Source organism: Streptomyces sp. iso_384, from assembly GCF_056172905.1.
Map to the genome: position 1 here is coordinate 7,809,057 of NZ_JBWBTT010000001.1, position 22,618 is coordinate 7,831,674.

Consider the following 22,618-nt stretch of genomic DNA (forward strand, 5'->3'; position numbering starts at 1 on the left):
GGGCCCACAGATCCGGATTCCGCGGAGCCCGCAGGCCCGGATTCCGCAGAGTCCGCTGACCTTGCAGAGCCGCTGACCCCGCGGAGCCGCTGACCCCGCGCAGTCCGCGGAGCCGCTGAACCCGCAGAGCCCGCTGAAGCCGCCCCGAGACGCACGAAGGCCGCCCGGGGCGGAGCGGGAGCCGGTCGGTCATGGCCCCGCCGTCCGTCCCCCGTGCGGCCGGATCGTGCGGTCGTGCGTGACGTCCTGCGTGATGTCGTGATCAGCTCGGTGCGAGCCGGTCAGCCCAGTGCGAGCCAGGCCACCGCGCCGAGGACGACGACGACCGCGATCACCGCCGCGATCACCCCGGCTCTCGGCCCGGACGAGGTCGCCGCGGGCTGCTGCCGGCGCTGCGGCTCGCCCTCGTCGACGAAGGCGCGGAACATCTGCGTGCTGCCCGCCGGGTCGTGGTTGCCCTCGGGGCCCGGCTGAGGGGCGTGGGGGTTGTGTGCCATGGGGCAGGACCCTAGCGAACTCGGGCCCCCGGCCCAACCCCCGGGGCCACCCGGGGCACCCCGCTCCACCTGCGGCGGCCCACCCGGAGATCGCCCGGAGAGAGCGCGGAGAGCGGGCGGTGAGCGGGCGGAGATCATCCGGAGCGTGGGCGGAGATGCCCCTGAGGACGGACAGCGAACGCGCTTGACCTCGACCCTACGGAGGCTTTTGCGTTCCTTTACTTCTGCAAGCCCGTTTTCGTTTGCCTGCAGCAACCAACGGCTTCTATCGTTGCCCTAAGCAACAACATAGTCGTGAGTGTGCTGGGGGTTCCCGTGGCCGCACGGAGTAGTTACGAGGAACTGGCCCGGCAGCTCAGTGCCGTCGGGGCCGTCAAAAGAGGGCTCGCCCGAGCCCTGCCCCCCGAGTGTCCCGCGGGATCCGCCGCCGTACTGACCCTCCTGGACCGGCACGGCGAGATGCGGATCAGCCGGCTCGCCGAGCTGCTGTCCGTGGACATGTCGGTGACCAGTCGGCACGTGGCCCATGTGGCCGATCGCGGCTGGATCGAACGGTCTCCGGACCCGGCGGACAAGCGGTCCCGCATCCTGCGGCTGACCCCCGGCGGGCACGAGCAGCTCGGCGAGCTGACCCGGCGGACCACCGAGATGTTCGCCCACAACCTCCAGGACTGGTCCGACGAGGACGTCGGCCGGCTCATCGCGCTGCTGTCCCGGCTGCGCGACAGCTTCGCCTGTCGCGGATCCGGCGGCTGCGCCCCCGGACGTCACACCGGCGAGTGCAGGACCCGCCTCGGCGACGAGGCTCACACCCGTACACCTGTGTAACAGAAGCAAATACGCACGGATAAGGAACTCAATGGCTACGACCACACCCACCGGTGTGCGGGGCGGCCACGCCAAGCACGGAGGGCACGGCGGCGGCAACGCCTCCGGCGCCTCCGACGGCACGCCGATGACACACCGGCAGATCATGGAGGCGCTGGCCGGGCTGCTGCTCGGCATGTTCGTCGCGATCCTGTCGTCGACGGTCGTCTCCAACGCCCTGCCCGAGATCATCTCCGACCTCGGCGGCGGCCAGAGCGCCTACACCTGGGTCGTGACGGCCTCGCTGCTGGCCATGACCGCCACCACCCCGCTCTGGGGCAAGCTCTCGGACCTCTTCAGCAAGAAGCTGCTGGTCCAGATAGCCCTGATCATCTACGTCCTGGGCTCGGTCGTGGCCGGTATGTCGACCAGCAGCGGCATGCTCATCGCCTGCCGGGTCGTCCAGGGCATCGGCGTCGGCGGGCTCTCCGCCCTCGCGCAGATCGTCATGGCCGCGATGATCGCCCCGCGCGAGCGCGGCCGCTACAGCGGCTACCTGGGCGCGGTCTTCGCCGTCGCCACCGTCGGCGGTCCGCTGCTCGGCGGCGTCATCACCGACACCAGCTGGATGGGCTGGCGCTGGTGCTTCTACGTGGGCGTGCCCTTCGCGATCATCGCGCTGATCGTGCTCCAGAAGACCCTGAAGCTCCCGGTCGTCAAGCGCGAGGGCGTCAAGGTCGACTGGTCCGGCGCGTTCTTCATCAGCGCCGCCGTCTCGCTGCTGCTGGTCTGGGTGACCTTCGCGGGCGACAAGTACGACTGGCTGTCGTGGCAGACGTACGTGATGGTCGCGGGCTCCGCCCTGCTCGGCCTGATCTTCGTCCTCATCGAGTCGCGCGCCGCCGAACCGATCATTCCGCTGCGCCTCTTCCGTAACCGCACCATCACGCTGGCCTCGATCGCCTCGCTGTTCGTCGGCATCGCGATGTTCGCGGGCACCGTCTTCTTCAGCCAGTACTTCCAGCTGGCGCGCGGCAAGTCGCCGACGATGTCCGGCGTCATGACCATCCCGATGATCGCGGGGCTCTTCCTCTCCTCGACCGTCTCCGGCCAGATCATCACCAAGACCGGGCGCTGGAAGGCGTGGCTGGTCAGCGGTGGCTTCCTGGTCACGGCCGGGCTGGGGCTGCTGGGCACGATCCGGTACGACACCCCGTACTGGCACGTCGCGATCTTCATGTTCGTCATGGGCCTCGGCATCGGCATGATGATGCAGAACCTGGTCCTCGCCACGCAGAACCAGGTCGCTCCCGAGGACCTCGGTTCCGCGAGCTCCGTCGTCACCTTCTTCCGGTCCCTCGGCGGTGCGATCGGCGTCTCGGCGCTGGGCGCCGTGCTCGGCAACCGCGTCACGCAGTACGTCAAGGACGGCCTCGCCGCCCTCGGCCCCGAGGGCGCCGAGCTCGGCCACGGCGGCACCGGCGGCGGGGGCATCCCCGACCTGGACAAGCTGCCCGAGCCGTTCCGGCTGGTCATGGAGGCCGCGTACGGGCACGGCGTCGGCGACGTCTTCCTGTACGCCGCTCCGTGCGCGCTGATCGCCTTCATCGTGACGATCTTCATCAAGGAGGTCGCGCTGAAGAGCAGCACCGGGAACGACACCCTGGCCGACGCTCCGGCAGCCGTCGAGGCGGCCGAGGCCCCCGTGCCCGCCGCCGTCGGCGCGGCCGGGCCGGTCTCCGAGGGCGCGGCCGGGGTCACCTCGGTCGACACGGCCGAGGCCGATGCCCATGCCGAGGGCGGCGGTGCCGGCGCCGGTGTCGCGTACGAGAACGTGCACGACACCGTCCAGGGCACTCCCGTGCACGGTGTGGTGCGCGGCGCGGAGGGCGCTCCGGTCGCCCGTGCGGCCGTCACGCTGATCTCGCTGGGCGGCCGTCAGCTCGGGCGTTCGGTCGCCCGGTCCGACGACGGCTACACCCTCGACGCCCCCGGCTCCGGCAGCTATGTGCTGATCGCCTCCGCCGACGGCTACCAGCCGCAGGCGTCCACGGTGGTCGTCGGCGAGGAGCCGCTGGCCTTCGACATCCTGCTGTCCGGTACGAGCGGGCTGGCCGGAACCGTCAGGGCCGAAGGGTCCGGCACTCCGGTCGACGGCGCGATGGTCATCGTGACCGACGTCCGGGGCGATGTGCTGGCCACCGGCACGTCCGGCCCGGCCGGTGAGTTCGCCTTCGGCGAGCTGATCCCGGGCTCCGTGACCGTCGCGGTCAACGCGGCAGGCTTCCGTCCGCTGGCGCTGCCGGTGGAGATCGGCGGCCAGGGCGTCACCCGCGTCGAGGCCGCGTTGCGGTCCGGTGCGCTGGTCCAGGGCATCGTGCGGGCCGGGTCCGCCCGGAGCCCGCTGACCGACGCCCGGGTCACGCTGATCGACGCGGCGGGCAACGTGGTCGCCACCGCGACGACCGGCGAGGACGGGGCGTACGCCTTCACCGACCTGGACACGGGCGAGTACACCGTCATCGCGACCGGCTACCCGCCGGTGGCGGGCTCCCTCACCGTCAGCGGTACGGGAGTCGACGGGCACGACATCGAACTCGCCCACCCGGGTGAGTGATTGATCCCTCGGGCGCGGGCGCGCGTGCACCTATAGGGATGCGCGTACGCACGTGAAGGGATCGCGAAGACCCCTGGTCGGACGGCACTTCCAGCGGAGAGGCTGTCGCGACCGGGTGAAAAAGGGCCCCGGAGGCGGGTACGGCGGGCAGGGGACGGCCTGCCGTGTCCGCCCCGGGGCCCGACTCATTCCCCGACGGCACGGCCGGGTGGGTCATCGAGCTAGGAGAGATACGGGATGGGACTTCGCGCACAGGTACGGACGCGGGACGGCTGGGCGGTCCAGCACGCCGTCGTGACGGTCACCGACATGACCGGCGCCCAGGTGCTGCGGGCCGCGGCCGACGAGGACGGGGCGGTCCGCACGGACGGGTCCCTGGCGGCCGGCGCGTACACGGTGATCGTCACGGCGGTCGGGTACGCCCCCGCCGCCTCCACCGCCCTCGTCACCGCGAGCGGCCGGATCGAGGGCGGCCAGATCGTGCTGGCCCGCCAGGGCGGGGTGGAACTGCCGCCGCCGGGCGCCTGGTCGCTGGACCCCGCGCACTCCTCGGTCGGCGCGGTCGCCCAGCACCTGGGGATCTCCAGCGTGCACGGCCGCTTCACCGACTTCGGCGGCCGGATCGAGATCGCCGAGGAGATCGGGAGCTCCCGCGTCGACGCGGTGATCCGGGCGGCCAGCATCGACACCGGCAACGGCATGCGGGACAAGCATCTGCGCTCGCCCGACTTCCTCGACGTGGACCGGTACCCGGAGATCGCCTACAGCTCCACCGGCCTCGCCCCGGCCGGGCCCGACCGCTGGACCGTGCACGGCGAGCTGACGATGCACGGCGTCTCCCGCCCCGTCGACCTGGACCTCAGCTACCTCGGCACCGGGCCCGACCCGTGGGGCGGGGTGCGCGCGGCCTTCCACGCCACCGCCGAACTGCGCCGCGACGACTTCGCGATGAACTACAACCAGGTCGTCCAGGCGGGCATCTCCGCGATCGGCACGACCCTGCGCGTGGAGCTGGACATCCAGGCGGTGCAGGGCGAGGCGCTGCCCATGCCGTGACCCCCGGCCCGCCTCGCGCCGGTCGCGCGAGGCGTTGCCCGGCCGACGGTCCGGGCCGGTCGTAGGGTGGTGGGCATGGCACCGAACATCGCGACCAACACCGCCGTGGAGCTCGACGAGTTGCTGGCGTTCGTACGCCCCCGGCACCGGGCGGTCCTGCTCACCGCCCGGGCCGACGGCCGCCCCCAGGGCTCCCCGCTGACCTGCGGCGTGGACGACTCGGGGCGGATCGTCATGTCGACGTACCCCGAGCGCGCCAAGACCCGCAACGCGCGGCGCGACGAACGGGTCAGCGTGATCGTGCTGTCGGACGAGTGGGACGGGCCGTGGGTGCAGATCGACGGTACGGCGGAGGTCATCGACTCCCCGGACTCCGTCGAGCCGCTCGTCGAGTACTTCCGGAACATCTCGGGCGAGCATCCGGACTGGGACGAGTACCGGACGGCGATGGTGAAGCAGGGCAAGTCGATCATCCGGGTCACCCCGGAGCGCTGGGGCCCCGTCGCCACCGGCGGCTTCCCGGCCCGCCTGGCCCCGGGGAGCTGACCCCGCGATGGCCACGACGCCGCTGCCCGCGCCCGGCGAACTCGCGCGGGCCCGGCTGCTGGTCGCGCCCTCGCTGGACGGCGGCCTGGTGCGGGAGCTGGAGCGGGTCGCCGGCCGCACGGCGGAACCCCTCACGGACGTCCCGCCGCCGTCCGGCGAACCGCTTCTGTGCGTGGGCGAGACGCTGCCCGAGGCGCTGCGGACGGACCGTCTGCTCTGGTTCCACAGCGTCAACGCGGGCACGGACCCGCTGCTCTCCGCCGGCTCCTGGCCCGCCCCGGCGCTGCTGACCCGGACCGTGGGCCGGATGGGCGAGCGGATGGCCCAGTACGTCCTGGGCTGGCTGCTCGCCGAGTGCCAGTCCGTACCGGAGTTCACCGCCCAGCACGCCCGCGCGCACTGGGAGCGCCTGCCCACGGAGCTCATCGCCGGGCAGACCGCGCTGATCTACGGGACCGGCCGCATCGGCGCGGCCGTGGGGCGGCTGCTGGGGGCTTGCGGGGTACGCACGGTGGGCGTCGCCCGTACGACGCGGTCGGGGCCGCCGCCGGGCCGCGCTTCGGAGCTGCCGGACTCCGCTTCGGAGGTGCCGGGCTTCGGACGGGTGGTGCCGGGCTTCGATCTGGTCGTCGGGGCCGGTGAGGACGGCGGGGCGCTGGCCGAGGCCCGCTGGGTGATCTCCACGCTGCCGTTGACCGCGGCCACCGAGGGCTTCTTCGGGGCCGCCCGGTTCGCGGCGGTGCGCGGGGCGACGTTCGTCAACGTGGGGCGGGGCGCGACCGTGGACATGGGGGCGCTGGAGGGCGCGCTGCGGGACGGCCGGGTGCGGCGGGCGGTCCTGGACGTGCTGCCGACGGAACCGGCCGCGCCCGACGACCCGGTGTGGAGGCTGCCCCGTACGGTCATCACCTCGCACTCCTCGGGCATCACCGCCGACGAGGACGTGGCCGTGGACTTCGCCGCCTGCTGGGAGGCCGTGACGGCGGGCAGGCGGCCCGGGCTGACGGTGGACGTAAAGCGCGGCTACTGAACGTGCGGGGGCCGGTTCACGGCGAAGGGGTGCCGGTCCGGGCGCTCATCGTCTCGATGCCCGCGATCAGCAGGTCCAGCGCGAAGACGAAGTCCCGCTCGCGCATCTCCTCGACGGTGTCGCCGCCCCGGGCCGCCATGATGTCGTCGGAGTACGCGGCGATCTCCTGCATGTGCGGCTGCGCCCTGATCGTGCCCATCGCCCGCTGGTGGTACTCGTCCTGCGTGAGCCCGGTCGCGTCGCAGCGCGCCTTGAAGTGGCCCTCGACGGTGCCGAATCCGTACACGAACTGGAAGACCGCCGACAGCGCGCCCGTCTGCCGCTCCAGGGGCAGGCCGGTGGCCCGGACGATGTCCTGGACGGCGTACGAGAACAGCATGGAGTTCGGGCCGATGTTGAGGAACGTCCCGGCCAGCGGCGAGATCCAGATGTGGCGGACGAGGAGTTCGCGGTAGCTGCGGGCCAGGTCCCGCAGCCGGTCCCGCCAGTCGTCGGCCTCGCGGGGCGGGGCGATCTCGGCGTAGACCGAATCGAGCGCCAGCTCCAGGAGGTCGTCCTTGGTGTCGACGTACCAGTAGAGGGACATCGCGGTGACGTCCAGTTCGGCGGCGAGCCGGCGCATGGAGAACTTGGCGAGGCCGTCGGCGTCCAGCAGCCGCACCGACGCCTCGGTGATGCGGTTGCGGTCCAGACCCGCCGGGGACTCCGACCTGCGGGAGCGCGAAGGCGTCCGCCGGTCCAGCCACACGCTGGTCCGCCCGGCGTCGTTCGCGCGGTCGGCCCCGGACGCTGCCCGGGACGTCGACCCGGCCCCGGACGCCGACTCGGACTCGGCCCCGGACGTCCCGGGCCCGGATGCTGACTCGGACTCGGGCTCGGTACCGGACGCGGACACCATGGCGCACTCTCCTCGTCAATCTCGGACCGGCCCACCGAGCCGTCCTGCCGGAAGGGCGGCGTACCGGACGCCTACGGTCCGGTACGCGCGTCCCGTCCGATGCTATGCCGCCGGTCCCGCCGAGTCTGCCCGGTCCCCGGCCTTCTTCAGCCGATCGTCCTGCTCGGCGGCAACGCCCTGCCCGGCGGGGGCGGGGCTCTCCGCCCCGGCGGCCGGCGTACCGGAAGCCGTCCCGGCCACCCCGGCCGCCGCCTCCCCCCGCTCGGCCCGGCGCAGCAGGAACGCGGCGAGCAGACCGCCCGCCAGCACCGCGACCGCGCCCACCAGTTGGCTGACCTCGAGACCCGAGGAGAAGGCGTCCTTGATCTGGTCCCGGGCGGCGGGCCCGTCCGCGGCGGCCAGGGCCGCGGGCAGCGAGGTGGCGCCGACGGCGGCCGGTACGAGCGCGGCGAAGCGGGCGTTCAGAACGGCGCCGAGCACCGCGACCCCGAGCCCGTTGCCGAACTCCGCGAGCGTGCCGTTGACCCCCGCGCCCACACCGGCCTTCTCCGGCGGGATGGCGCTCATGATGGCGTTGGCCATCGCGGGCATCGCCAGCGCGATCCCCACCCCCATCACGAGCAGGCCGAGCAGCATCCCGCCGTACCCGTGCCGCCCGAGGAGCGCGATGGCGGCGAGCCCGGCCGCCAGGCAGCTCATCCCCGCCGCGATGACGGCGGGCGTCCCGGCCTTCCGCACCATGCGGGCGCCCAGGCCCGCCAGGTTGAGGACGACCACGGTCAGCGCCATCGGGGCCGTCCGCAGCCCCGCCTCCAACGGTCCGTACCCGAGCACGAACTGAAGGTGCTGGGTGAGCAGGAAGAGCGAGCCGGTCATCCCGAAGGCGACCAGGAGCGCGCCCGCCACCGCGCCGACGAACTTCTGGTTCCGGAAGAAGTGCATGTCGAGCATCGGGTACGGGATGTGCAGCTCCCACAGCACGAACCCGGTCAGCACGGCGACGCCGATGAACGCCGTCAGCAGCACCCGGCCGGACGTCCAGCCGTGCTCGGGCCCGGAGATGATCGCGAAGACCACGGCGGTCATACCGATCGTGGAGAGCAGCGCGCCCAGCAGGTCGGGCCGGTCGCCCTGCACGACCCTGGACTCCGGTACGAGCCGGGCGACGGCGATCAGACCGATCAGGGCGACCGGGATGTTGATGAGGAAGATCGCGCCCCACCAGAAGTGGTCGAGGACGAACCCGCCGAACAGCGGGCCCGCCGCGAAACCGAGGGAGGCGACGGTGGACCAGATACCGATCGCCTTGACCCGCTCGGTCTCGTCGAAGATCTGGACCACGACGGCGAGCGTGGTGGTGAGCAGCAGCGCGCCGCCGATGCCCATCCCGGCACGGGCCGCGATGAGCTGGCCGGAGGACTGGGCGAGCCCGGCCGCCAGCGAGCCGACGCCGAACAGGGCGAGGCCCACCATCAGCATCTTCTTCCGCCCGTAGCGGTCGGCCGAACTGCCCGCGGTGAGCAGCAGGCCCGCCTGGACGAGCGAGTAGGCGTTGATCATCCACTGCACATCGGCGGTGGAGGCGTTCAGCTCCGTGGTGAGGGAGGGGATCGCGACGTTGAGGACGGTGTTGTCGAGCAGCACCGTGAGCTGGGCCAGGCAGATGACGCCGAGGATCAGCCAGCGTTGCGGATGTCCCTGGGGGGAAAGGTCGTTTCGCTCTGCGGCGGGCGCCGTCATGCGGGCTCCTTGGGCTCCATGGGTCGACCGGAGCGTGATCGCGCGACCGGTGGTTGTACGGCGTACAGGACGACGTGTTGTACACCGTAAGGCAGCCCTGTACGACGTACAAGTCGATTTCCGTGGGGTCGGACCCGTCGCGCCGCTGGGACCCGGAGGGCGGCCCGGCGGTACGGTTCTCGGCGCTGACCTGACAAAGTGCGCGATTTTCGGCCGTCTGGAGAGCCATGTCGCTGCGTCGCCGTTCCGCTCGATCCCCTCAACTACTCCTCGCCGCGTCCCTCTTGGGCGCACTCCTCGCACCGCCCGCCACCGCCGCATCGGCCCATCGCTCCCCCTCGGGCGGGTCCGGCGCGGGCCTGCCGCTGCGGGTCGCCACGTACAACATCCACGCCGGGGCGGGCATGGACGGCGTCTTCGATCTCGACCGCCAGACCGCCGAACTCCGTTACCTGAATGCCGATGTGATCGGGCTTCAGGAGGTCGACCGGCACTGGGGCGCCCGCAGCGAGTGGCGGGATCTCGCGGGAGAGCTGGCGCGCCGGCTGCGTATGCATGTCTCCTTCGCGCCGATCTACAGCCTGGACCCGGCCGAACCGGGTGGGCCCCGCGCGGAGTACGGGGTCGCCGTGCTCTCCCGGCACCGGATCGTGAGCGCCGAGAACCACGAGATCACCCGCCTCTCGACCCAGGACCCGAACCCGGTCCCGGCCCCCGCCCCGGGGTTCGGCGAGGTCGTCGTACGGGTGCGGGGGCTGCCCGTGCACGTGTACGTGACCCACCTCGACTACCGCCCGGACCCCGCCGTCCGCGTCGCCCAGGTCGCCGACACCCGGCGGATCATGGCCGAGGACCGGGGCCCGCAGATCCTGCTCGGCGACTTCAACGCGGAGCCCGCCGCCCCCGAACTGGCCCCGCTGTGGCAGGAGCTGACCGACGCGGACCCGGCTGCGCCCACGTTCCCGGCGCAGGACCCGGTCAAGCGGATCGACTTCGTGGCGGTGTCGAAGGACGGAGCCGGGGTGCGGAGGGCGTGGGTGCCGAAGAGCGTCGCCTCGGACCACCGGGCGGTGGTGGCGGACCTGTTGGTACGCGGGAGGGGACGCGACCGATGACTCCGGAGCCGTCCGGAAGTCTCCGCCTTCGGCCGCCCGGGCGGCCTCGGCAGCCCGGGCGGCTCCGGCGGCTTCGGCGGCTTCGGCGGCTTCGGCCTGAAAGCCTCCATTTACGGCCGGAGTGCGTCTTCCTGCCCAAGGGCGGGCCCAGAGCTCCGAGAGAACACGCGGTACAGAACGAAGGACGACGACGACCATGACCACCTCCACCACCCTGCACGAACTGCTGGACACCCACATCGCCGAAGGGTCGATGCCGGGCGCGGTGGCGCTGGTCGCCCGGGGCGAACGGACAGAGGTGGTGTCGGCCGGTACGACCGGACTCGCCGGGTCCGCGCCGATGCGGCGGGACTCGATCTTCCGCATCGCCTCGGTCACCAAACCCGTCGTGGCGGCGGCCGCCATGACGCTCGTCGAGGACGGCCTGATCGCCCCCGCCGACCCGGTCGCGGCCTGGCTGCCCGAGCTGGCCTCGCCTCTGGTCGTCCGGACCCCCGAAAGCCCGGTCGACGACGTGGTGTCGGCGGTCCGCCCGATCACCCTGCTGGACCTGCTGACCTTCCGCGCCGGCTACGGCCTCCCGTCGGACTTCTCGCTCCCGGCCGTCGCCCCGCTGTTCGCGGAGTTGAGCCAGGGTCCGCCGGAGCCGCAGGCCGGCCTCGCGCCGGACGCCTGGACGGCCGCGCTGTCCCGTGTCCCGTTGCTGCACCAGCCGGGCGACGGCTGGCTCTACAACACCTGTTCCGACATCCTCGGGGTCCTCATCGCCCGGGTCGCCGACCGCCCGCTGCCCGCGTATCTGGCGGAGCGGATCTTCGAGCCCCTCGGCATGAAGGACACCGGATTCTGGGTGGAGCCCGCCGCGCTGGACCGGTTCACCTCCGCCTACCGGCCCGGGGCGGACAGCGGAAGCGATCCGGTGCTCGCCGACGCCCCGGACGGGCAGTGGAGCAGCCCGCCCGCCTTCCCGTCCGGCGCCGGAGGCCTGGTCTCGACCGTCGACGACTGGTACGCCTTCGGCCGGATGCTGCTCGCCGGGGGCCTCAACGACGCCGGTGACCGGGTGCTGGCCGGCGAGTCGGTCCGCCAGATGATCACCGACCACCTGACCCCGGAGCAGCGCGCCGCGAGCGGGCTGTTCACGGAGGGCCAGGGCTGGGGGTTCGGCGGCGCGGTGGACGTCGAGATCGCCGCCCCGTGGAACGTTCTCGGCCGCTACGGCTGGGTCGGCGGCACCGGCACCACGGCCCACATCATTCCGGCCACGGGCACGGTCGCCGTCCTGCTGACCCAGATGGCGATGTCCGGGCCCACCGCACCGCAGGTGATGCGGGACTTCTGGACGTACGCGGCCGGGTTCTGAGCCCGGCCGCGTACGTCCCCCGGCCGTCAACCCGCAGGCTGCGTCAGGTCGTAGAACGTGGCGCTGCCGACGGTGACCTCGGTGAAGTTCTCCGTCACCCAGGAGGAGATCTGGGAGGAGGTGCCGGAGGAGCCCCCGGGGCCGCCACCCGTGCCGCCTTCGCCGCCCATGGCTCTGCCGCCCATTCCGCCGCCCGAGACGAAGTAGTGGATCTTTCCTTCCGCCACGTACTTCTTGAACTGGGCCGGCGTCGGTGACGGGTCGCTGCCGTTGAAGCCGCCGATCGCCATCACCGGTTCACCGGTCGCGAGTTGGTAACTGGCCGCGTTCTGCGCGCCGACGGCTGCGGCGACCCAGGTGTAGTCGTCCGCGCCCTTCGCCAGGAGTGCCTTCGCCTCGGCGTCGACGGTCGCGCCGTTGAGCAGGCCGCCCATGCCGCCGCCTCCGCCACCACCCCTCATGCCTTCGCCGAAGCCATTGCCGGTTCCGGTGCCGCCGGGCATGGTGGGCATGCCACCCGGCGCATTGCCCTGCTGATTCCCCTGGCCCTGGCCCTGGCCCTGGCCTTGCCCCTGGCCCTGCCCGGGAGACGTGCCCTGCCCCGGGAACTGCCGCTGCCCGGTCGGCTGCTGCATTCCCCCGCGCTGCCCACCGTCACCGTCGCCGGGTCCACCGGGACCGCCCCGGCCACCGCCGCCCCCGGGCCCGCCCATGCCGAACCCTCCCGCGGAAGGACCGGCCGTCACGATCGACCCCTGGTGGCCGCTGTTCAAGGTGCTGACGGTGTACGCCGTCGGCCCCGCCAACGACGCCGCGCAGCTCAGCGCCACCACGGCGAGGGCCAGGCCACGGCCGCCGAACCGGCCCACGGCCAGCAGCCCGAGCGCGCCCACGATCCCGCCCGCGAGCACCGCCCACCGCAACCACGGCAGGTAGTCCGGAGTGCGGCCCAGCAGGACGTACGCCCAGAGCGCCGTCGCGAGGACCGTGCCCGCGAGCACCGCACGCGGCCACCACGCGCTCCGCTCCTCCCACAGCACCGTGACGCCCATGGCGACGAGCGCCGCGACGTACGGGGCGAGGGCCACCGTGTAGTACTGGTGGAAGATCCCGGCCATGAAGCTGAACACCACGACGGTCATGATCAGCGCACCGCCCCAGGCGACGAACGCCGCCCGCGCGGAGTCGGTCCGGGCCGCCTTCCGGGTCAGCCAGAGACCGGCCACCAGCAGGATCAGCGCGGCGGGCAGCAGCCATGCGATCTGGCCGCCCACCTCGGAGTTGAACATCCGCCCGATGCCGGTCTCGCCCCAGCCACCGCCGCCTCCGCCCCCGCGACCACCGCCGCCGACGCTTCCGGTCTCCTCGCCGTTGATCCGGCCGAGCCCGTTGTAACCGAAGGTGAGCTCAAGGAAGGAGTTGTTCTGCGAGCCGCCGACGTACGGCCGCGAAGACGCCGGCATCAGCTCCACGATCGCGACCCACCAGCCACCGGCGACGGCCATCGTCAGCGCGGACAGGGCGAGTTGGCCGAGCCGCTTCCGTACGGGAACGGGGGCGCACACCGCGTACAGCACGGCCAGCGGCGGCAGGATCAGGAACGCCTGGAGGGTCTTGGTCAGGAACGCGAACCCGACCGCCGCACCCGCCCAGAGCAGCCACTTCGTCCGGCCCTGCTCCAGGGCCCGCAGCACGCACCACACGGTGACGGTCATCAGCAGGGCCAGCAGCGCGTCCGGGTTGTTGAAGCGGAACATCAGCGCGGCGACGGGCGTCAGCGCGAACACGCCGACCGCGATCAGCCCGGCGACCGGCCCGAAGCGACGGCGTACGGCGGAGTTCAGCACGGCCGCCGTGGCGAGCGCCATCAGGACCTGAGGGGCCAGGATCGCCCAGGAGTTGAGCCCGAACAGCCGCACCGACAGGGCCATCGGCCAGAGCGCGGCGGGCGGCTTGTCGACGGTGATGGCGTTCGCCGCGTCCAGCGAGCCGAAGAAGAGGGCCTTCCAGCTCTGGCTGCCCGCCTGGACGGCCGCGGAGTAGAAGGAGTTGGCGTAGCCGGAGGCGCTGAGGTTGTAGAGGTACGCGAGCCCGACGGCCAGCAGCAGCCCGTACAGCGCCGGCCGCGCCCACCGAGGGCTCGGGCCGGAACCGCGATCGGGTTCCGGAGGCGGGTCGGTGGCGGTGATCGTGGCCGTGGTCATCGGAGATCCTCGGGTTCGGGGCAGGCGCGGGCCGGGAAGACCCAGGCGCGCAGGAGCAGGAAGCGCAGCACGGTGGCCGCGAGGTTGGCGGTGATCAGTACGGCCAGCTCCGTGGAGTGCGAGGGCGATCCGGAGGCCGCGCCGAGCGCCGCGAGCGAGCCGCTGGTCAGCGCGAGGCCGATCGCGAAGACGGCCAGGCCCTGGGCCTGATGGCGGACGGCCCCGCCCCGGCCGCGTACGCCGAAGGTGAGCCTCCGGTTGGCGGCCGTGTTGGCGACGGCGGAGACGAGCAGCGCGCCGCCGTTGGCGATCTGCGGGCCGACGCCGAGCCGGAAGAGGGAGTAGAGGGCCAGGTAGAAGAGGGTGGACAGGGCTCCGACGACACAGAACCCGACGAGCTGGCGGGCCAGTCCGCGCGGCACCCCGGTCAGCGCCCGGTCGCGCGGATCGTCCCCGAAGGGCCGGGCCAGCCGGTCCAGCGGCAGCGCGCCGACGGCCAGCGCCCGCCCCACCCGCCACACGCCTTTCAGGTCGTCGGTGGCCGTCCGCACGATGTGGACGGTCGAGTCGGGGTCGTCGACCCAGTCGACGGGCACCTCGTGGATGCGCAGCCCGGCCCGCTCGGCGAGGACCAGCAGCTCGGTGTCGAAGAACCAGCCGCTGTCCTCCACCATCGGCAGCAGCCGCTCGGCCACCTCGCGCCGGATCGCCTTGAACCCGCACTGGGCGTCGCTGAAGCCGGCGGCGAGGGACGAGCGCAGGATCAGGTTGTAGGCGCGCGAGATGAACTCCCGCTTCGGCCCGCGCACCACGCGCGAACTCCGCGCCAGCCGCGAGCCGATGGCCAGGTCGGAGTGGCCGGAGATCAGCGGGGCGACCAGCGGGAGGAGGGCGTTGAGGTCGGTGGAGAGGTCGACGTCCATATAGGCGAGGACCGGGGCTTCGGAGGCCGACCACACGGTCCGCAGGGCCCGCCCGCGCCCCTTCTCCTCCAGCCGTACGCTCCGCACCCCGGGCAGCTCCGCGGCCAGCGAGGCGGCGACGGCGGGGGTGGCATCGGTGCTGGCGTTGTCGGCGACGGTGATACGGAAGGGGTACGGGAAGGTCCGCGCGAGATGGCCGTGGAGGCGCAGGACGCAGGTGCGGAGGTCCTTCTCCTCGTTGTACACGGGGACGACGACATCGAGCACGGGGGCGTCGGGCACGGCGGCCGCCGGCCGGGCCGGGAGGTGCTCCCGGCCCGGCAGGCGGCCGTGCCCCGCGCCGTGCTCTGCGCCGTCCCCGCTACTGCGGCCGGTCGCGCCGGGGCCGCTCCGGAGGCTGCTGTCGGTGGTCATGCTCCGACGTTCGCCAACCGCGCTGTCACACCGGTGTGGTGAGCCTGTCCCTGGCCTGTGAGTTCCCGGGCGGCCTTGCGGCCTTCCCCGCCTCTCCCGCCTCTCCCGGCTCTGCCGCCTCTTCGGCCGGCAGCTCGATCACGAACTCCGTGCGCCCCGGCGCGGACTCGACCCGTACCCGGCCGCCGTGGGCGCAGACGACGGCCTGCACGATGGCGAGGCCGAGCCCGGTGGAACCGGTCGCTCCGCCGCCGTCGGTGCCCCGCGTCCGTGAGGCGTCGCCCCTGGCGAACCGTTCGAAGACGTGCGGCAGCAGCTCCGCCGGAATACCGGGCCCGTCGTCCCGTACCGCCAGCGTGACCGGCTCCCCACCCCGTACGGGCGGCCGCACGGAGACCGTGACGGTGGTCCCCGGCGGGGTGTGCGTCCGGGCGTTGGCCAGCAGGTTGGCCAGCACCTGCCGGATCCGGTCGGGATCGGCGCGTACGGTCACGGGTTCGTCGGGCAGTTCGAGCCGCCAGCGGTGCCGGGCGCCCGAACCGGCACCTGCCCGATCCGCCACCTGGACATCGCCGCCCGGACCGGCATCCGGCCGATCCGCCACCTGGGCGTCGCTCACCGCGTCCACGACCAGCGGCAGCAGATCGGTGGTGCCGCACGAGAGCGGCCGCCCGGCGTCCAGCCGGGCCAGCAGCAGCAGATCCTCCACCAGGCCCGTCATCCGGTCCGCCTCGGACTCGATCCGCCCGAGCGCGTGCCGGGTGACCGGATCCGGTTCCGGGGCTTCCCGCCCGCCGGTGGCGCGCCGGGTCAGCTCGGCGTAACCCCGGATCGAGGCCAGCGGGGTGCGCAGCTCATGGCTGGCGTCGGCGACGAACTGCCGGACCCGCATCTCGCTCTCCTGCCGGGCCGCGAGCGCCGACCCGACGTGCCCCAGCATCCGGTTGAGCGCCGCGCCCACCTGCCCGACCTCGGTACGCGGGTCGGCCTCGGCTTCGGGTACGCGTTCGAGGGGGGCCACCTCGCCGCTGTGCAGGGGGAGTTCGGAGACCCTGGTGGCCGTGGCGGCGACCCGGCGCAACGGGCGCAGGGCGAACCCGACGAGGACGGTGCCCGCGATCGAGGCGGCGAGCAGCCCGGCCGCGGTGACGCAGACCTCGACGACGATCAGGGTGGTCAGCGCGCCGCTCACCTCGGCGCTGGGGATGCCGACGAGGACGGTGTGACCGTCGGTGGTGGTCGCGGCCTCCACCCGGTAGCCGCCGAGCCCCGGCAGATCGACGCTCGTGGTGCCCTCACCGGTCTCCGGTGCGGCCTCCTCCAGCGCCTGCCGCTGGTCCTCGGTCAGCGGCTTCGCGCTCTCCTGGGCGCGCAGCCCGCTGTCCTCGACGACCTTCGACACACCGACGGCCCCGTCGCCGCCGACGAGCGCCCCGAACGTGCCGAGCGGCTGCCCGCCGCCGCCGACGAAGCCGAGCGGACCGTTCGCGCGCAACGCGTCGGGCACCGGCGCGGGCCCGGGCGGCCGTTCGGCCCGCTCGGCGACGGAGTGCAGCTGGTCGTCGAGCTTGCCGTACATGTAGCTGTGGAAGGCGATGGCGGTGACGGACCCGATGACGGCGGCGACGACGGCGATCAGCGAGACGGCCGACACGACGAGCCGGGTCCGCAGCGTCCAGGTCCGCCTCGGCACGCCGCCCGGTCCCCTACTCACCGGGCTTGATCAGATACCCCGCGCCGCGCCGGGTGTGGATCATCGGCGTGCGCCCGGCATCGATCTTCTTGCGGAGGTACGAGATGTAGAGCTCGACGACGTTGGCCTGGCCGCCGAAGTCGTAGTTCCAGACCCGGTCGAGGATCTGCGCCTTGCTGAGGACCCGGCGCGGATTACGCATCAGGAAGCGCAGCAGCTCGAACTCGGTGGCCGTGACATGGATCGCGTCCCCGCCCCGGCTCACCTCGTGGCTGTCCTCGTCCAGGACCAGGTCCCCGACGACGAGCGTGGACTCGCTCCGCCCGGCGGCGACGGCCGAGCCCGAGCGGCGGATGAGCCCGCGCAGCCGGGCCACGACCTCCTCCAGGCTGAACGGCTTGGTGACATAGTCGTCGCCGCCCGCGGTGAGCCCGGCGATCCGGTCCTCGACGGCGTCGCGGGCGGTCAGGAAGAGGACCGGCACATCGGCGTACTCGCGGCGCAGCCGGCCCAGTACGGACAGCCCGTCCATGTCCGGCAGCATCACGTCCAGGACCACCGCGTCGGGCCGGAAGTCCCGGGCGGCCCGGACCGCCCCGGCCCCGTCGCCTGCGCTGCGCACCTCCCACCCCTCGTACCGCAGGGCCATCGAGAGCAGCTCGGTGAGCGGAGCCTCGTCGTCCACGACCAGGACCCGCACGGGGGTACGGTCCGGCCTGAGCAGTTCGGTACGCCCCTGGGGCGAGGTCGTCATCGTCATGGGAACCACTCTGTGAGGCACCCGTGAGAGAAGCCTGACCCGTTTCTGTGAATTGCCTGAGAAAGCGGTCCGTGCGGGCTCGTCACGCACGGGTGGGGAGCCTCGTCACGTACGGACGCGCGGAGGCCTCGTCACGCGCGGAGGCCTCGTCACGCGCGGAGGCCTCGTCACGCGCGGAGGCCTCGTCACGCGCGGGGGCATCGTCACGCGCGGGCGGGGAACAACGCGGCGGCGTTCCCGTGACAGACCGCCCGCAACCACTCCTCGCCCAGCCCGAGCCGCTCCAGCGCCTCCAGCTGGTGGACGTACGGGTACGGAATGTTCGGGAAGTCCGTCCCCAGCAGGATCCGGTCCCCGAGATCGGCGAGCCGCCCCCGCTCCGCCGCCGGGAAGGGGCTGAGCCCCTCGCTGAAGTCGGTGAACGCCATCGTCGTGTCGAGCCGGACCTCCGGATACGCCTCCGCCAGCGCCAGGAACTCCGCGTACTCCGGCATCCCCATGTGCGCCACGATCAGCCGCAGCCGGGGATGCCGCGCCAGCAGCCGCCCGACCGGTTCGGGCCCGGTGAACCGCCCCGGCGCCGGCCCCGACCCGCAGTGCATCACCACCGGAACCCCGGCCTCCGCGAGCAGCCCCCACGCAGGCTCCAGCAACGGATCGTTGGCGTCGTACGCGCCCACCTGGAGGTGCGACTTGAACACCCGGGCCCCGCCCTCCACGGCCTCCTTCACATACGTCTCCACGCCCTCCTCCGGGAAGAGGGTCGCGGTGTGCAGGCAGTCGGGCGTCCGGGCGGCGAAGCCGGCGGCCCAGCCGTTCAGCCAGCGGGCCATGCCGGGCTTGTGCGGATAGAGCATGGCGGTGAAGCGCAGCACCCCGAAGGACCGCAGCACGGCCAGCCGCGCGTCCTCCTCGTACCGGTAGGTGATCGGCCATTCGAGCCCGGTGAGCGGCCCGGCCGAGTCGAAGTAGGCCCAGACCTTGCGCAGGACCTGCTCCGGCATGAAGTGGGTGTGCACGTCGATGATCCCGGGCAGCCCGAGCCGCTCCCAGAACCGCACCACGTCATCGCTTCCCGTTTCCATGCACAGGCCCTTCCGCCGGTCGTTCAGAACAACCCACCCTGCACACCACCGCCGCCGATGTCGATGAGGGGGACACGGACATCGCTCTCGGTCACCGCCGTCAGCTGCCACCCGGTGATCAGCCGCGTATCCAGCACGACCACGCCCGCTCCCGCTCCCGCACCGTCCACGGCGAGGTGAAGATCGGGGCCGGCCGCCGCGACGAGCCGCCCCGCGACGACACCACCGTCCACCAGCTCCCGCACCGACCGGCCGGGCGCGTCCGCACGGTCGAGCCCGAAGATCCCTGCCTGGTCGACGACTTCGAGAGGCAGCCGCTCCAACGACTCGGGCCAGCCGCGCCCTTCGAGCTCCGCCGCCCGCCCGTACAGCTCCGCCACCTCGGCGGCCCGCTCGTCCGCGTCGGGGAGGCGCCCGCGCTCGACACGCTTCCTGGCGTACGGAATCCGGTCGGGCACCCCGAGGGCCGCCCGCAGCACCTCCTCGGTCCGCCGGGCCGCCATGAGGGGCCCGCGCCCCAGCCAGCTGAAGACCACGGCCCCCTGCTCCCGCAGCCGGGCCGCGCCGCGCTCCTCGCCGGTGATGCCGACCTTGACCAGGCCGGGCCCGAACCACGCGAGGTACACGCGGTACGTCCGGGGGTCGTCCGCCATCGTGTCGGCGGCCACCGAATGCGCCCGGTCCAGCCGCGCACACTCGGCGCACCGCCCTCCGGTGGAGCGCCCGGGCACCACGGCCCCGAGCGGGCACACATGGCCCCGGGCCCCCACACAGTGCCGCTCCCCGAGAGCCCGGAACCCGAGCCCGGTCCCGTACGCGAGCACACTCACCCGCCGGTCACGGCCCCTGCTCCACCCCAGCTCGGGCACCTCCCCGGGCCACCGCAGCCCGGCACACCGCCACCCACCACCGGACACCCGGACTCCGTTCCCCTGTTCCCCGCACCTGACGACCGGCCGCACCGGCCCGGCGATGCTACGGCGCACCGGCCCGGCGCCGGCGCACCGCGATAAGTTCATAGGGCATGGACAACGGGGAACGCCCGACGAAAACACATGCCGGAAAAGGCACGGCGGAAAACTCACGACATGGGGGCGGCAGTGATTTCTCAGGCATTCTCGTGGGATGCGGTCTGGCGCATGTGGCTCTGCGTGGGCCTCTCGGAGGGGCTGATCGTCCTGATCCTGGTCGCCTGGGTGGGCAGCGGCGCCGCCGCTCTCCACGGCTCTTTCACCAGGGCGGTGGCTTCCCGTATCGGCGAGATCGTCCCGGGCGGCGCCACCCGCGGCAAGGTTTTCGCAGCCCGTGCCAAGCAGACCGTCGCGGCTTCCGTCGCTCCGTGGAAAGCGGCCAGAACTCCGGATGTCGAGTGGGCAAGGCACGTGACGAAATCAGCGGGAGACCTCATGGACCCCGATGACCGGCACGCGCTCTACGAACTCCTCGGGGAGATGTCGGGCTCACGGGACAGGGCTCTGGCCTTCCTCCACAGGAAGGAACCGGACTGGGTGAACCACGAGATCGTCGAACGGGCCTCGCGGGCCCGGGACATCGCCGAACTGAGAAGCCTGTCACGGGAGAAGGACAGAATCCGCTTCGCGCTGTTGTGGACCGCCGTCCGCGACAACGAGGCGTCCCTGCTCTGGCGTCCTCTGGGGGCGAAGCTGCTCGACTTCGTCGGCCGGGGAACCGCCGCCGGCCTGCTCCTCGCCGCCCTGCTCCAGGGCGATGACACCGCGACCCTGATGAATCGCATCGCGATCATGACCGTGATCGGCGCGGCTTTCGGGTCGCTGATCTTCGTGGCCATGGCCGCGCACGCGCTGTTCCGTATCCGCGCTGCCCGTACCGGCGCCGAGAAGTGGACCGCGAAACGTCACGCGATCGGCGCGGCAGCGGCCGTCCCCACGCTGATCACCCTTGTGCTCTTCCTTCAGCAGGGCGCATATGTCCTGCTGAGCACGTCCTAGTTGTCGTGCTCTGACAGGGAAGGTCCGCCGGGTTGGTGGTCGCGACGGTTGGATGTGCGGTGGCCTCCGATCCGATCGCTGGAGGCGCGGTGGCTGAGCCTGTCCGTATACGCGGACCGACCGACCAGGGTGGGCAGAAGCTGCGGCAGAACGTGCGCCGGGGCAGCACGGGTTCGTCCGCTACCGGCACCCGATGATGCTGCTCGCCTCGGCGGGTGGGAACCGGGTGCCGGTGATCGCCCAGCTGGTCCGGGCCGACGAGGACACCGCGATGTGATCCACCGCTTCAATGAGCTCGGCCCGACCTGCCCGGCCCCTCAAGGGGCGGACGGCTCGATCTCTCCCGCGAAGACGATGACCTGGTCGATGAGGCTCCGCCGCAGATGGACGACGTCCGTTCCCGCCAGGCGGGGGCCACCGTCAGGCGTGGTGAAGACCCACTGGTACCGGGCCCATTCGTCAGGCATGTCCACCGCTGAGCAGCGCACCATCGTGCCGGCCCCCGCCGGGTGGCGCCGGATGTCCAGCACGAACCCCTCGACCGCCGCGATTCCTTCGCTGCGACCCAACGGTCCCCAGAAGACCACGTCTGAGGTCAGGGCCTGGGAGAGCAGGGCAGTCACATAGCTGTCGTCCGAGGCGTTGAACGCGGAGATGAACGTGTCGATCGCGGAGCGTGCCGTCTCTTCCTGCATGCCCCAGTAATACCAGCCGTTCCGCGTGCGCTCGTCCCACGAGCCGAAGGCCGGGGGCCACATGCCGGCCTGCGTCAGCTGCCCGCTGTCCGGGGTGACCTCGACCTCACCGATCCGACGGCCTCCGACCGGCGTCGAGAGCGTTGAGAGTTACGTCTGTCTAAGATGCCGACCATGGCGCTGACCGGGAACCAGATGGACCTGTTCGAGGCTTCCATGCCCCGGCTGAAGGCCATCGCCTACCGTCTCCTCGGCTCCGCGAGCGATGCCGAGGACGCCGTGCAGGACACGTTCCTGCGCTGGCAGGCCGCCGACATCGACCGCATCCAGGTGCCCGAGGCGTGGCTGACGAAGGTCCTCACCAACCTCTGCCTCAACCAGCTGACCTCGGCGCGCGCCCGGCGCGAGACCTATGTCGGCCAGTGGCTGCCCGAGCCGCTGCTCGCCGGGGACCCGATGCTCGGCCCCGCCGACACCGTCGAACAGCGCGAATCGGTCTCGTACGCCGTCCTCGCCCTCATGGAGCGGCTGTCGCCCAACGAGCGGGTGGTGTACGTGCTGCGGGAGGCGTTCGCGTACCCGCACGGGAAGATCGCCGAGATCCTCGACACCACGGAGTCCGCGAGCCAGCAGCTGTTCCACCGCGCGAAGAAGCACATCGCCGAGGGCCGGACCCGTACCGAGATCGACGAGACCGCCGCCCGGCGGATCGTCGAGGAGTTCCTCACGGCCGCCACCAGCGGCCGGACCGAACCGCTCGTGCAGCTGCTCACCGCGGACGCCGTCGCGATCGGCGACGGCGGCGGGAAGGTGCCGGCCCGTGCGAAGGCGTTCGAGGGGGCCGTGGCCGTCGCGAAGTTCATGCGGAGCCTGTTCACCCCCAACCAGGCCGCCCGCCGGCTCCTCGGCGGCACCGCGGAGATCCACGTCTCGTCCGCCAACGGGCTGCCCGCCCTGGTGGTCCTCGTCGACGGCCGGGTCATCGGGGTGGTCTGCCTGGAGTTCACCCCGGACGGCATCGCCGCGTTCCGCAGCCAGGTCAACCCCGACAAGCTCGAACGCGCGACGCGGCAGTGGGCGGCCACGGACCACGGAGCCCCACTCTTCAGCATCCACCAGCACATGTGACCCACATCACGCACTCCACCTGTCAGCAATAGGCGGCCTGCCCGGTTCAAGGGGCGAAACCGCGCGAGACAGGAGTG

General features: G+C 72.4%; 19 protein-coding genes and 1 pseudogene. 10 read left to right on the forward strand and 10 right to left on the reverse strand.

Annotation, left to right across the window (positions count from 1 at the left end; genetic code table 11):
* Window positions 1–281 precede the first annotated feature (281 nt).
* Window positions 282–497: a hypothetical protein gene (locus AC0VY3_RS35445; RefSeq protein ID WP_073223167.1), complete on the reverse strand. Its 216-nt coding sequence runs from the start codon at window positions 495–497 to the stop codon at window positions 282–284.
* A gap of 315 nt (window positions 498–812) precedes the next feature.
* Here AC0VY3_RS35445 and AC0VY3_RS35450 point away from each other — a divergent pair, with 315 nt between their 5' ends.
* The 5 genes from AC0VY3_RS35450 to AC0VY3_RS35470 all read left to right on the forward strand — a co-directional run bounded on the left by AC0VY3_RS35450 (window position 813) and on the right by AC0VY3_RS35470 (window position 6,553).
* The gene (locus AC0VY3_RS35450) at window positions 813–1,325 is read left to right on the forward strand and encodes a MarR family winged helix-turn-helix transcriptional regulator (RefSeq protein WP_030077454.1); all 513 of its coding nucleotides are present in this window, start codon (window positions 813–815) and stop codon (window positions 1,323–1,325) included.
* A 127-nt stretch (window positions 1,326–1,452) separates the two neighbouring features.
* Window positions 1,453–3,921, forward strand: a complete 2,469-nt coding sequence (locus tag AC0VY3_RS35455; RefSeq protein WP_475551794.1) for an MFS transporter — start codon at window positions 1,453–1,455, stop codon at window positions 3,919–3,921.
* Window positions 3,922–4,158: 237 nt separating this feature from the next.
* Window positions 4,159–4,977, forward strand: coding sequence for a YceI family protein (locus tag AC0VY3_RS35460; protein ID WP_137229600.1), 819 nt, complete (start codon window positions 4,159–4,161; stop codon window positions 4,975–4,977).
* A gap of 75 nt (window positions 4,978–5,052) precedes the next feature.
* Window positions 5,053–5,523 carry a PPOX class F420-dependent oxidoreductase gene (locus tag AC0VY3_RS35465; RefSeq protein WP_475551553.1) on the forward strand — a complete coding sequence of 157 codons (471 nt, stop codon included), beginning with the start codon at window positions 5,053–5,055 and terminating at the stop codon, window positions 5,521–5,523.
* A gap of 7 nt (window positions 5,524–5,530) precedes the next feature.
* Window positions 5,531–6,553, forward strand: a complete 1,023-nt coding sequence (locus AC0VY3_RS35470) for an NAD(P)-dependent oxidoreductase (protein WP_475551554.1) — start codon at window positions 5,531–5,533, stop codon at window positions 6,551–6,553.
* A gap of 16 nt (window positions 6,554–6,569) precedes the next feature.
* Here AC0VY3_RS35470 and AC0VY3_RS35475 read toward each other — a convergent pair whose 3' ends face one another.
* Both AC0VY3_RS35475 and AC0VY3_RS35480 read right to left on the reverse strand, forming a co-directional pair.
* A complete protein-coding gene (locus AC0VY3_RS35475; protein ID WP_258047277.1) occupies window positions 6,570–7,451 on the reverse strand; it encodes a TetR/AcrR family transcriptional regulator in 882 nt (293 codons plus the stop codon).
* A gap of 102 nt (window positions 7,452–7,553) precedes the next feature.
* Entirely contained in the window at window positions 7,554–9,191 is a 1,638-nt protein-coding gene (locus tag AC0VY3_RS35480; RefSeq protein WP_475551555.1) for an MFS transporter, read from the reverse strand.
* Between the two features lie 227 nt (window positions 9,192–9,418).
* On the opposite strand from AC0VY3_RS35480, the gene AC0VY3_RS35485 reads away from it, so the two are divergent.
* Together AC0VY3_RS35485 and AC0VY3_RS35490 are read left to right on the forward strand one after the other, a co-directional pair.
* Window positions 9,419–10,306, forward strand: coding sequence for an endonuclease/exonuclease/phosphatase family protein (locus AC0VY3_RS35485; RefSeq protein WP_103510857.1), 888 nt, complete (start codon window positions 9,419–9,421; stop codon window positions 10,304–10,306).
* A 196-nt stretch (window positions 10,307–10,502) separates the two neighbouring features.
* Window positions 10,503–11,669, forward strand: a complete 1,167-nt coding sequence (locus AC0VY3_RS35490; RefSeq protein ID WP_103510858.1) for a serine hydrolase domain-containing protein — start codon at window positions 10,503–10,505, stop codon at window positions 11,667–11,669.
* A 26-nt stretch (window positions 11,670–11,695) separates the two neighbouring features.
* Here AC0VY3_RS35490 and AC0VY3_RS35495 read toward each other — a convergent pair whose 3' ends face one another.
* The 6 genes from AC0VY3_RS35495 to AC0VY3_RS35520 all read right to left on the reverse strand — a co-directional run bounded on the left by AC0VY3_RS35495 (window position 11,696) and on the right by AC0VY3_RS35520 (window position 19,617).
* Window positions 11,696–13,873, reverse strand: a complete 2,178-nt coding sequence (locus tag AC0VY3_RS35495) for a glycosyltransferase family 39 protein (RefSeq protein ID WP_475551556.1) — start codon at window positions 13,871–13,873, stop codon at window positions 11,696–11,698.
* Window positions 13,870–15,210, reverse strand: a complete 1,341-nt coding sequence (locus AC0VY3_RS35500) for a bifunctional glycosyltransferase family 2/GtrA family protein (protein WP_475551557.1) — start codon at window positions 15,208–15,210, stop codon at window positions 13,870–13,872. Before AC0VY3_RS35500 ends, AC0VY3_RS35495 begins: the two co-directional genes overlap by 4 nt.
* A 25-nt stretch (window positions 15,211–15,235) precedes the next feature.
* Window positions 15,236–16,903: a sensor histidine kinase gene (locus AC0VY3_RS35505; RefSeq protein WP_475551558.1), complete on the reverse strand. Its 1,668-nt coding sequence runs from the start codon at window positions 16,901–16,903 to the stop codon at window positions 15,236–15,238.
* Between the two features lie 13 nt (window positions 16,904–16,916).
* On the reverse strand, window positions 16,917–17,663 hold the full coding sequence (locus AC0VY3_RS35510) for a response regulator transcription factor (protein ID WP_086778419.1): 747 nt from the start codon (window positions 17,661–17,663) through the stop codon (window positions 16,917–16,919).
* Window positions 17,664–17,866: 203 nt separating this feature from the next.
* Complete coding sequence (locus AC0VY3_RS35515; RefSeq protein ID WP_103510861.1) at window positions 17,867–18,748, reverse strand: amidohydrolase family protein; 882 nt, start codon at window positions 18,746–18,748, stop codon at window positions 17,867–17,869.
* 23 nt (window positions 18,749–18,771) lie between these two features.
* Complete coding sequence (locus AC0VY3_RS35520) at window positions 18,772–19,617, reverse strand: DUF2797 domain-containing protein (RefSeq protein ID WP_258047279.1); 846 nt, start codon at window positions 19,615–19,617, stop codon at window positions 18,772–18,774.
* A 231-nt stretch (window positions 19,618–19,848) separates the two neighbouring features.
* Here AC0VY3_RS35520 and AC0VY3_RS35525 point away from each other — a divergent pair, with 231 nt between their 5' ends.
* Both AC0VY3_RS35525 and AC0VY3_RS35530 read left to right on the forward strand, forming a co-directional pair.
* A complete protein-coding gene (locus AC0VY3_RS35525) occupies window positions 19,849–20,718 on the forward strand; it encodes a hypothetical protein (protein WP_475551559.1) in 870 nt (289 codons plus the stop codon).
* A gap of 89 nt (window positions 20,719–20,807) precedes the next feature.
* A pseudogene (locus tag AC0VY3_RS35530) lies at window positions 20,808–21,051 on the forward strand (IS630 family transposase); the annotation flags it as partial.
* Here the strand turns inward: AC0VY3_RS35530 and AC0VY3_RS35535 are convergent.
* The gene (locus AC0VY3_RS35535; RefSeq protein ID WP_103510871.1) at window positions 21,036–21,413 is read right to left on the reverse strand and encodes a hypothetical protein; all 378 of its coding nucleotides are present in this window, start codon (window positions 21,411–21,413) and stop codon (window positions 21,036–21,038) included. The pseudogene AC0VY3_RS35530 and the gene AC0VY3_RS35535 sit on opposite strands and share 16 nt — an antisense overlap.
* 174 nt (window positions 21,414–21,587) lie before the next feature.
* Between AC0VY3_RS35535 and sigJ the strand changes: the two genes are divergently transcribed.
* Window positions 21,588–22,541 carry an RNA polymerase sigma factor SigJ gene (gene sigJ / locus AC0VY3_RS35540; protein WP_242738637.1) on the forward strand — a complete coding sequence of 318 codons (954 nt, stop codon included), beginning with the start codon at window positions 21,588–21,590 and terminating at the stop codon, window positions 22,539–22,541.
* The last annotated feature ends 77 nt before the right edge of the window (window positions 22,542–22,618 follow it).

Bases quoted from the DNA above. Each gene is read 5' to 3' on its own strand.
- AC0VY3_RS35470 (WP_475551554.1), top strand. From the start codon at position 5,531: ATGGCCACGACGCCGCTGCCCGCGCCCGGCGAACTCGCGCGGGCCCGG.
- AC0VY3_RS35515 (WP_103510861.1), bottom strand. From the start codon at position 18,748: ATGGAAACGGGAAGCGATGACGTGGTGCGGTTCTGGGAGCGGCTCGGG.
- AC0VY3_RS35480 (WP_475551555.1), bottom strand. From the start codon at position 9,191: ATGACGGCGCCCGCCGCAGAGCGAAACGACCTTTCCCCCCAGGGACAT.
- AC0VY3_RS35465 (WP_475551553.1), top strand. From the start codon at position 5,053: ATGGCACCGAACATCGCGACCAACACCGCCGTGGAGCTCGACGAGTTG.
- AC0VY3_RS35475 (WP_258047277.1), bottom strand. From the start codon at position 7,451: ATGGTGTCCGCGTCCGGTACCGAGCCCGAGTCCGAGTCAGCATCCGGG.
- sigJ (WP_242738637.1), top strand. From the start codon at position 21,588: ATGGCGCTGACCGGGAACCAGATGGACCTGTTCGAGGCTTCCATGCCC.
- AC0VY3_RS35455 (WP_475551794.1), top strand. From the start codon at position 1,453: ATGACACACCGGCAGATCATGGAGGCGCTGGCCGGGCTGCTGCTCGGC.
- AC0VY3_RS35500 (WP_475551557.1), bottom strand. From the start codon at position 15,210: ATGACCACCGACAGCAGCCTCCGGAGCGGCCCCGGCGCGACCGGCCGC.
- AC0VY3_RS35485 (WP_103510857.1), top strand. From the start codon at position 9,419: ATGTCGCTGCGTCGCCGTTCCGCTCGATCCCCTCAACTACTCCTCGCC.
- AC0VY3_RS35510 (WP_086778419.1), bottom strand. From the start codon at position 17,663: ATGACGATGACGACCTCGCCCCAGGGGCGTACCGAACTGCTCAGGCCG.
- AC0VY3_RS35460 (WP_137229600.1), top strand. From the start codon at position 4,159: ATGGGACTTCGCGCACAGGTACGGACGCGGGACGGCTGGGCGGTCCAG.
- AC0VY3_RS35535 (WP_103510871.1), bottom strand. From the start codon at position 21,413: ATGCAGGAAGAGACGGCACGCTCCGCGATCGACACGTTCATCTCCGCG.
- AC0VY3_RS35445 (WP_073223167.1), bottom strand. From the start codon at position 497: ATGGCACACAACCCCCACGCCCCTCAGCCGGGCCCCGAGGGCAACCAC.
- AC0VY3_RS35495 (WP_475551556.1), bottom strand. From the start codon at position 13,873: ATGACCACGGCCACGATCACCGCCACCGACCCGCCTCCGGAACCCGAT.
- AC0VY3_RS35490 (WP_103510858.1), top strand. From the start codon at position 10,503: ATGACCACCTCCACCACCCTGCACGAACTGCTGGACACCCACATCGCC.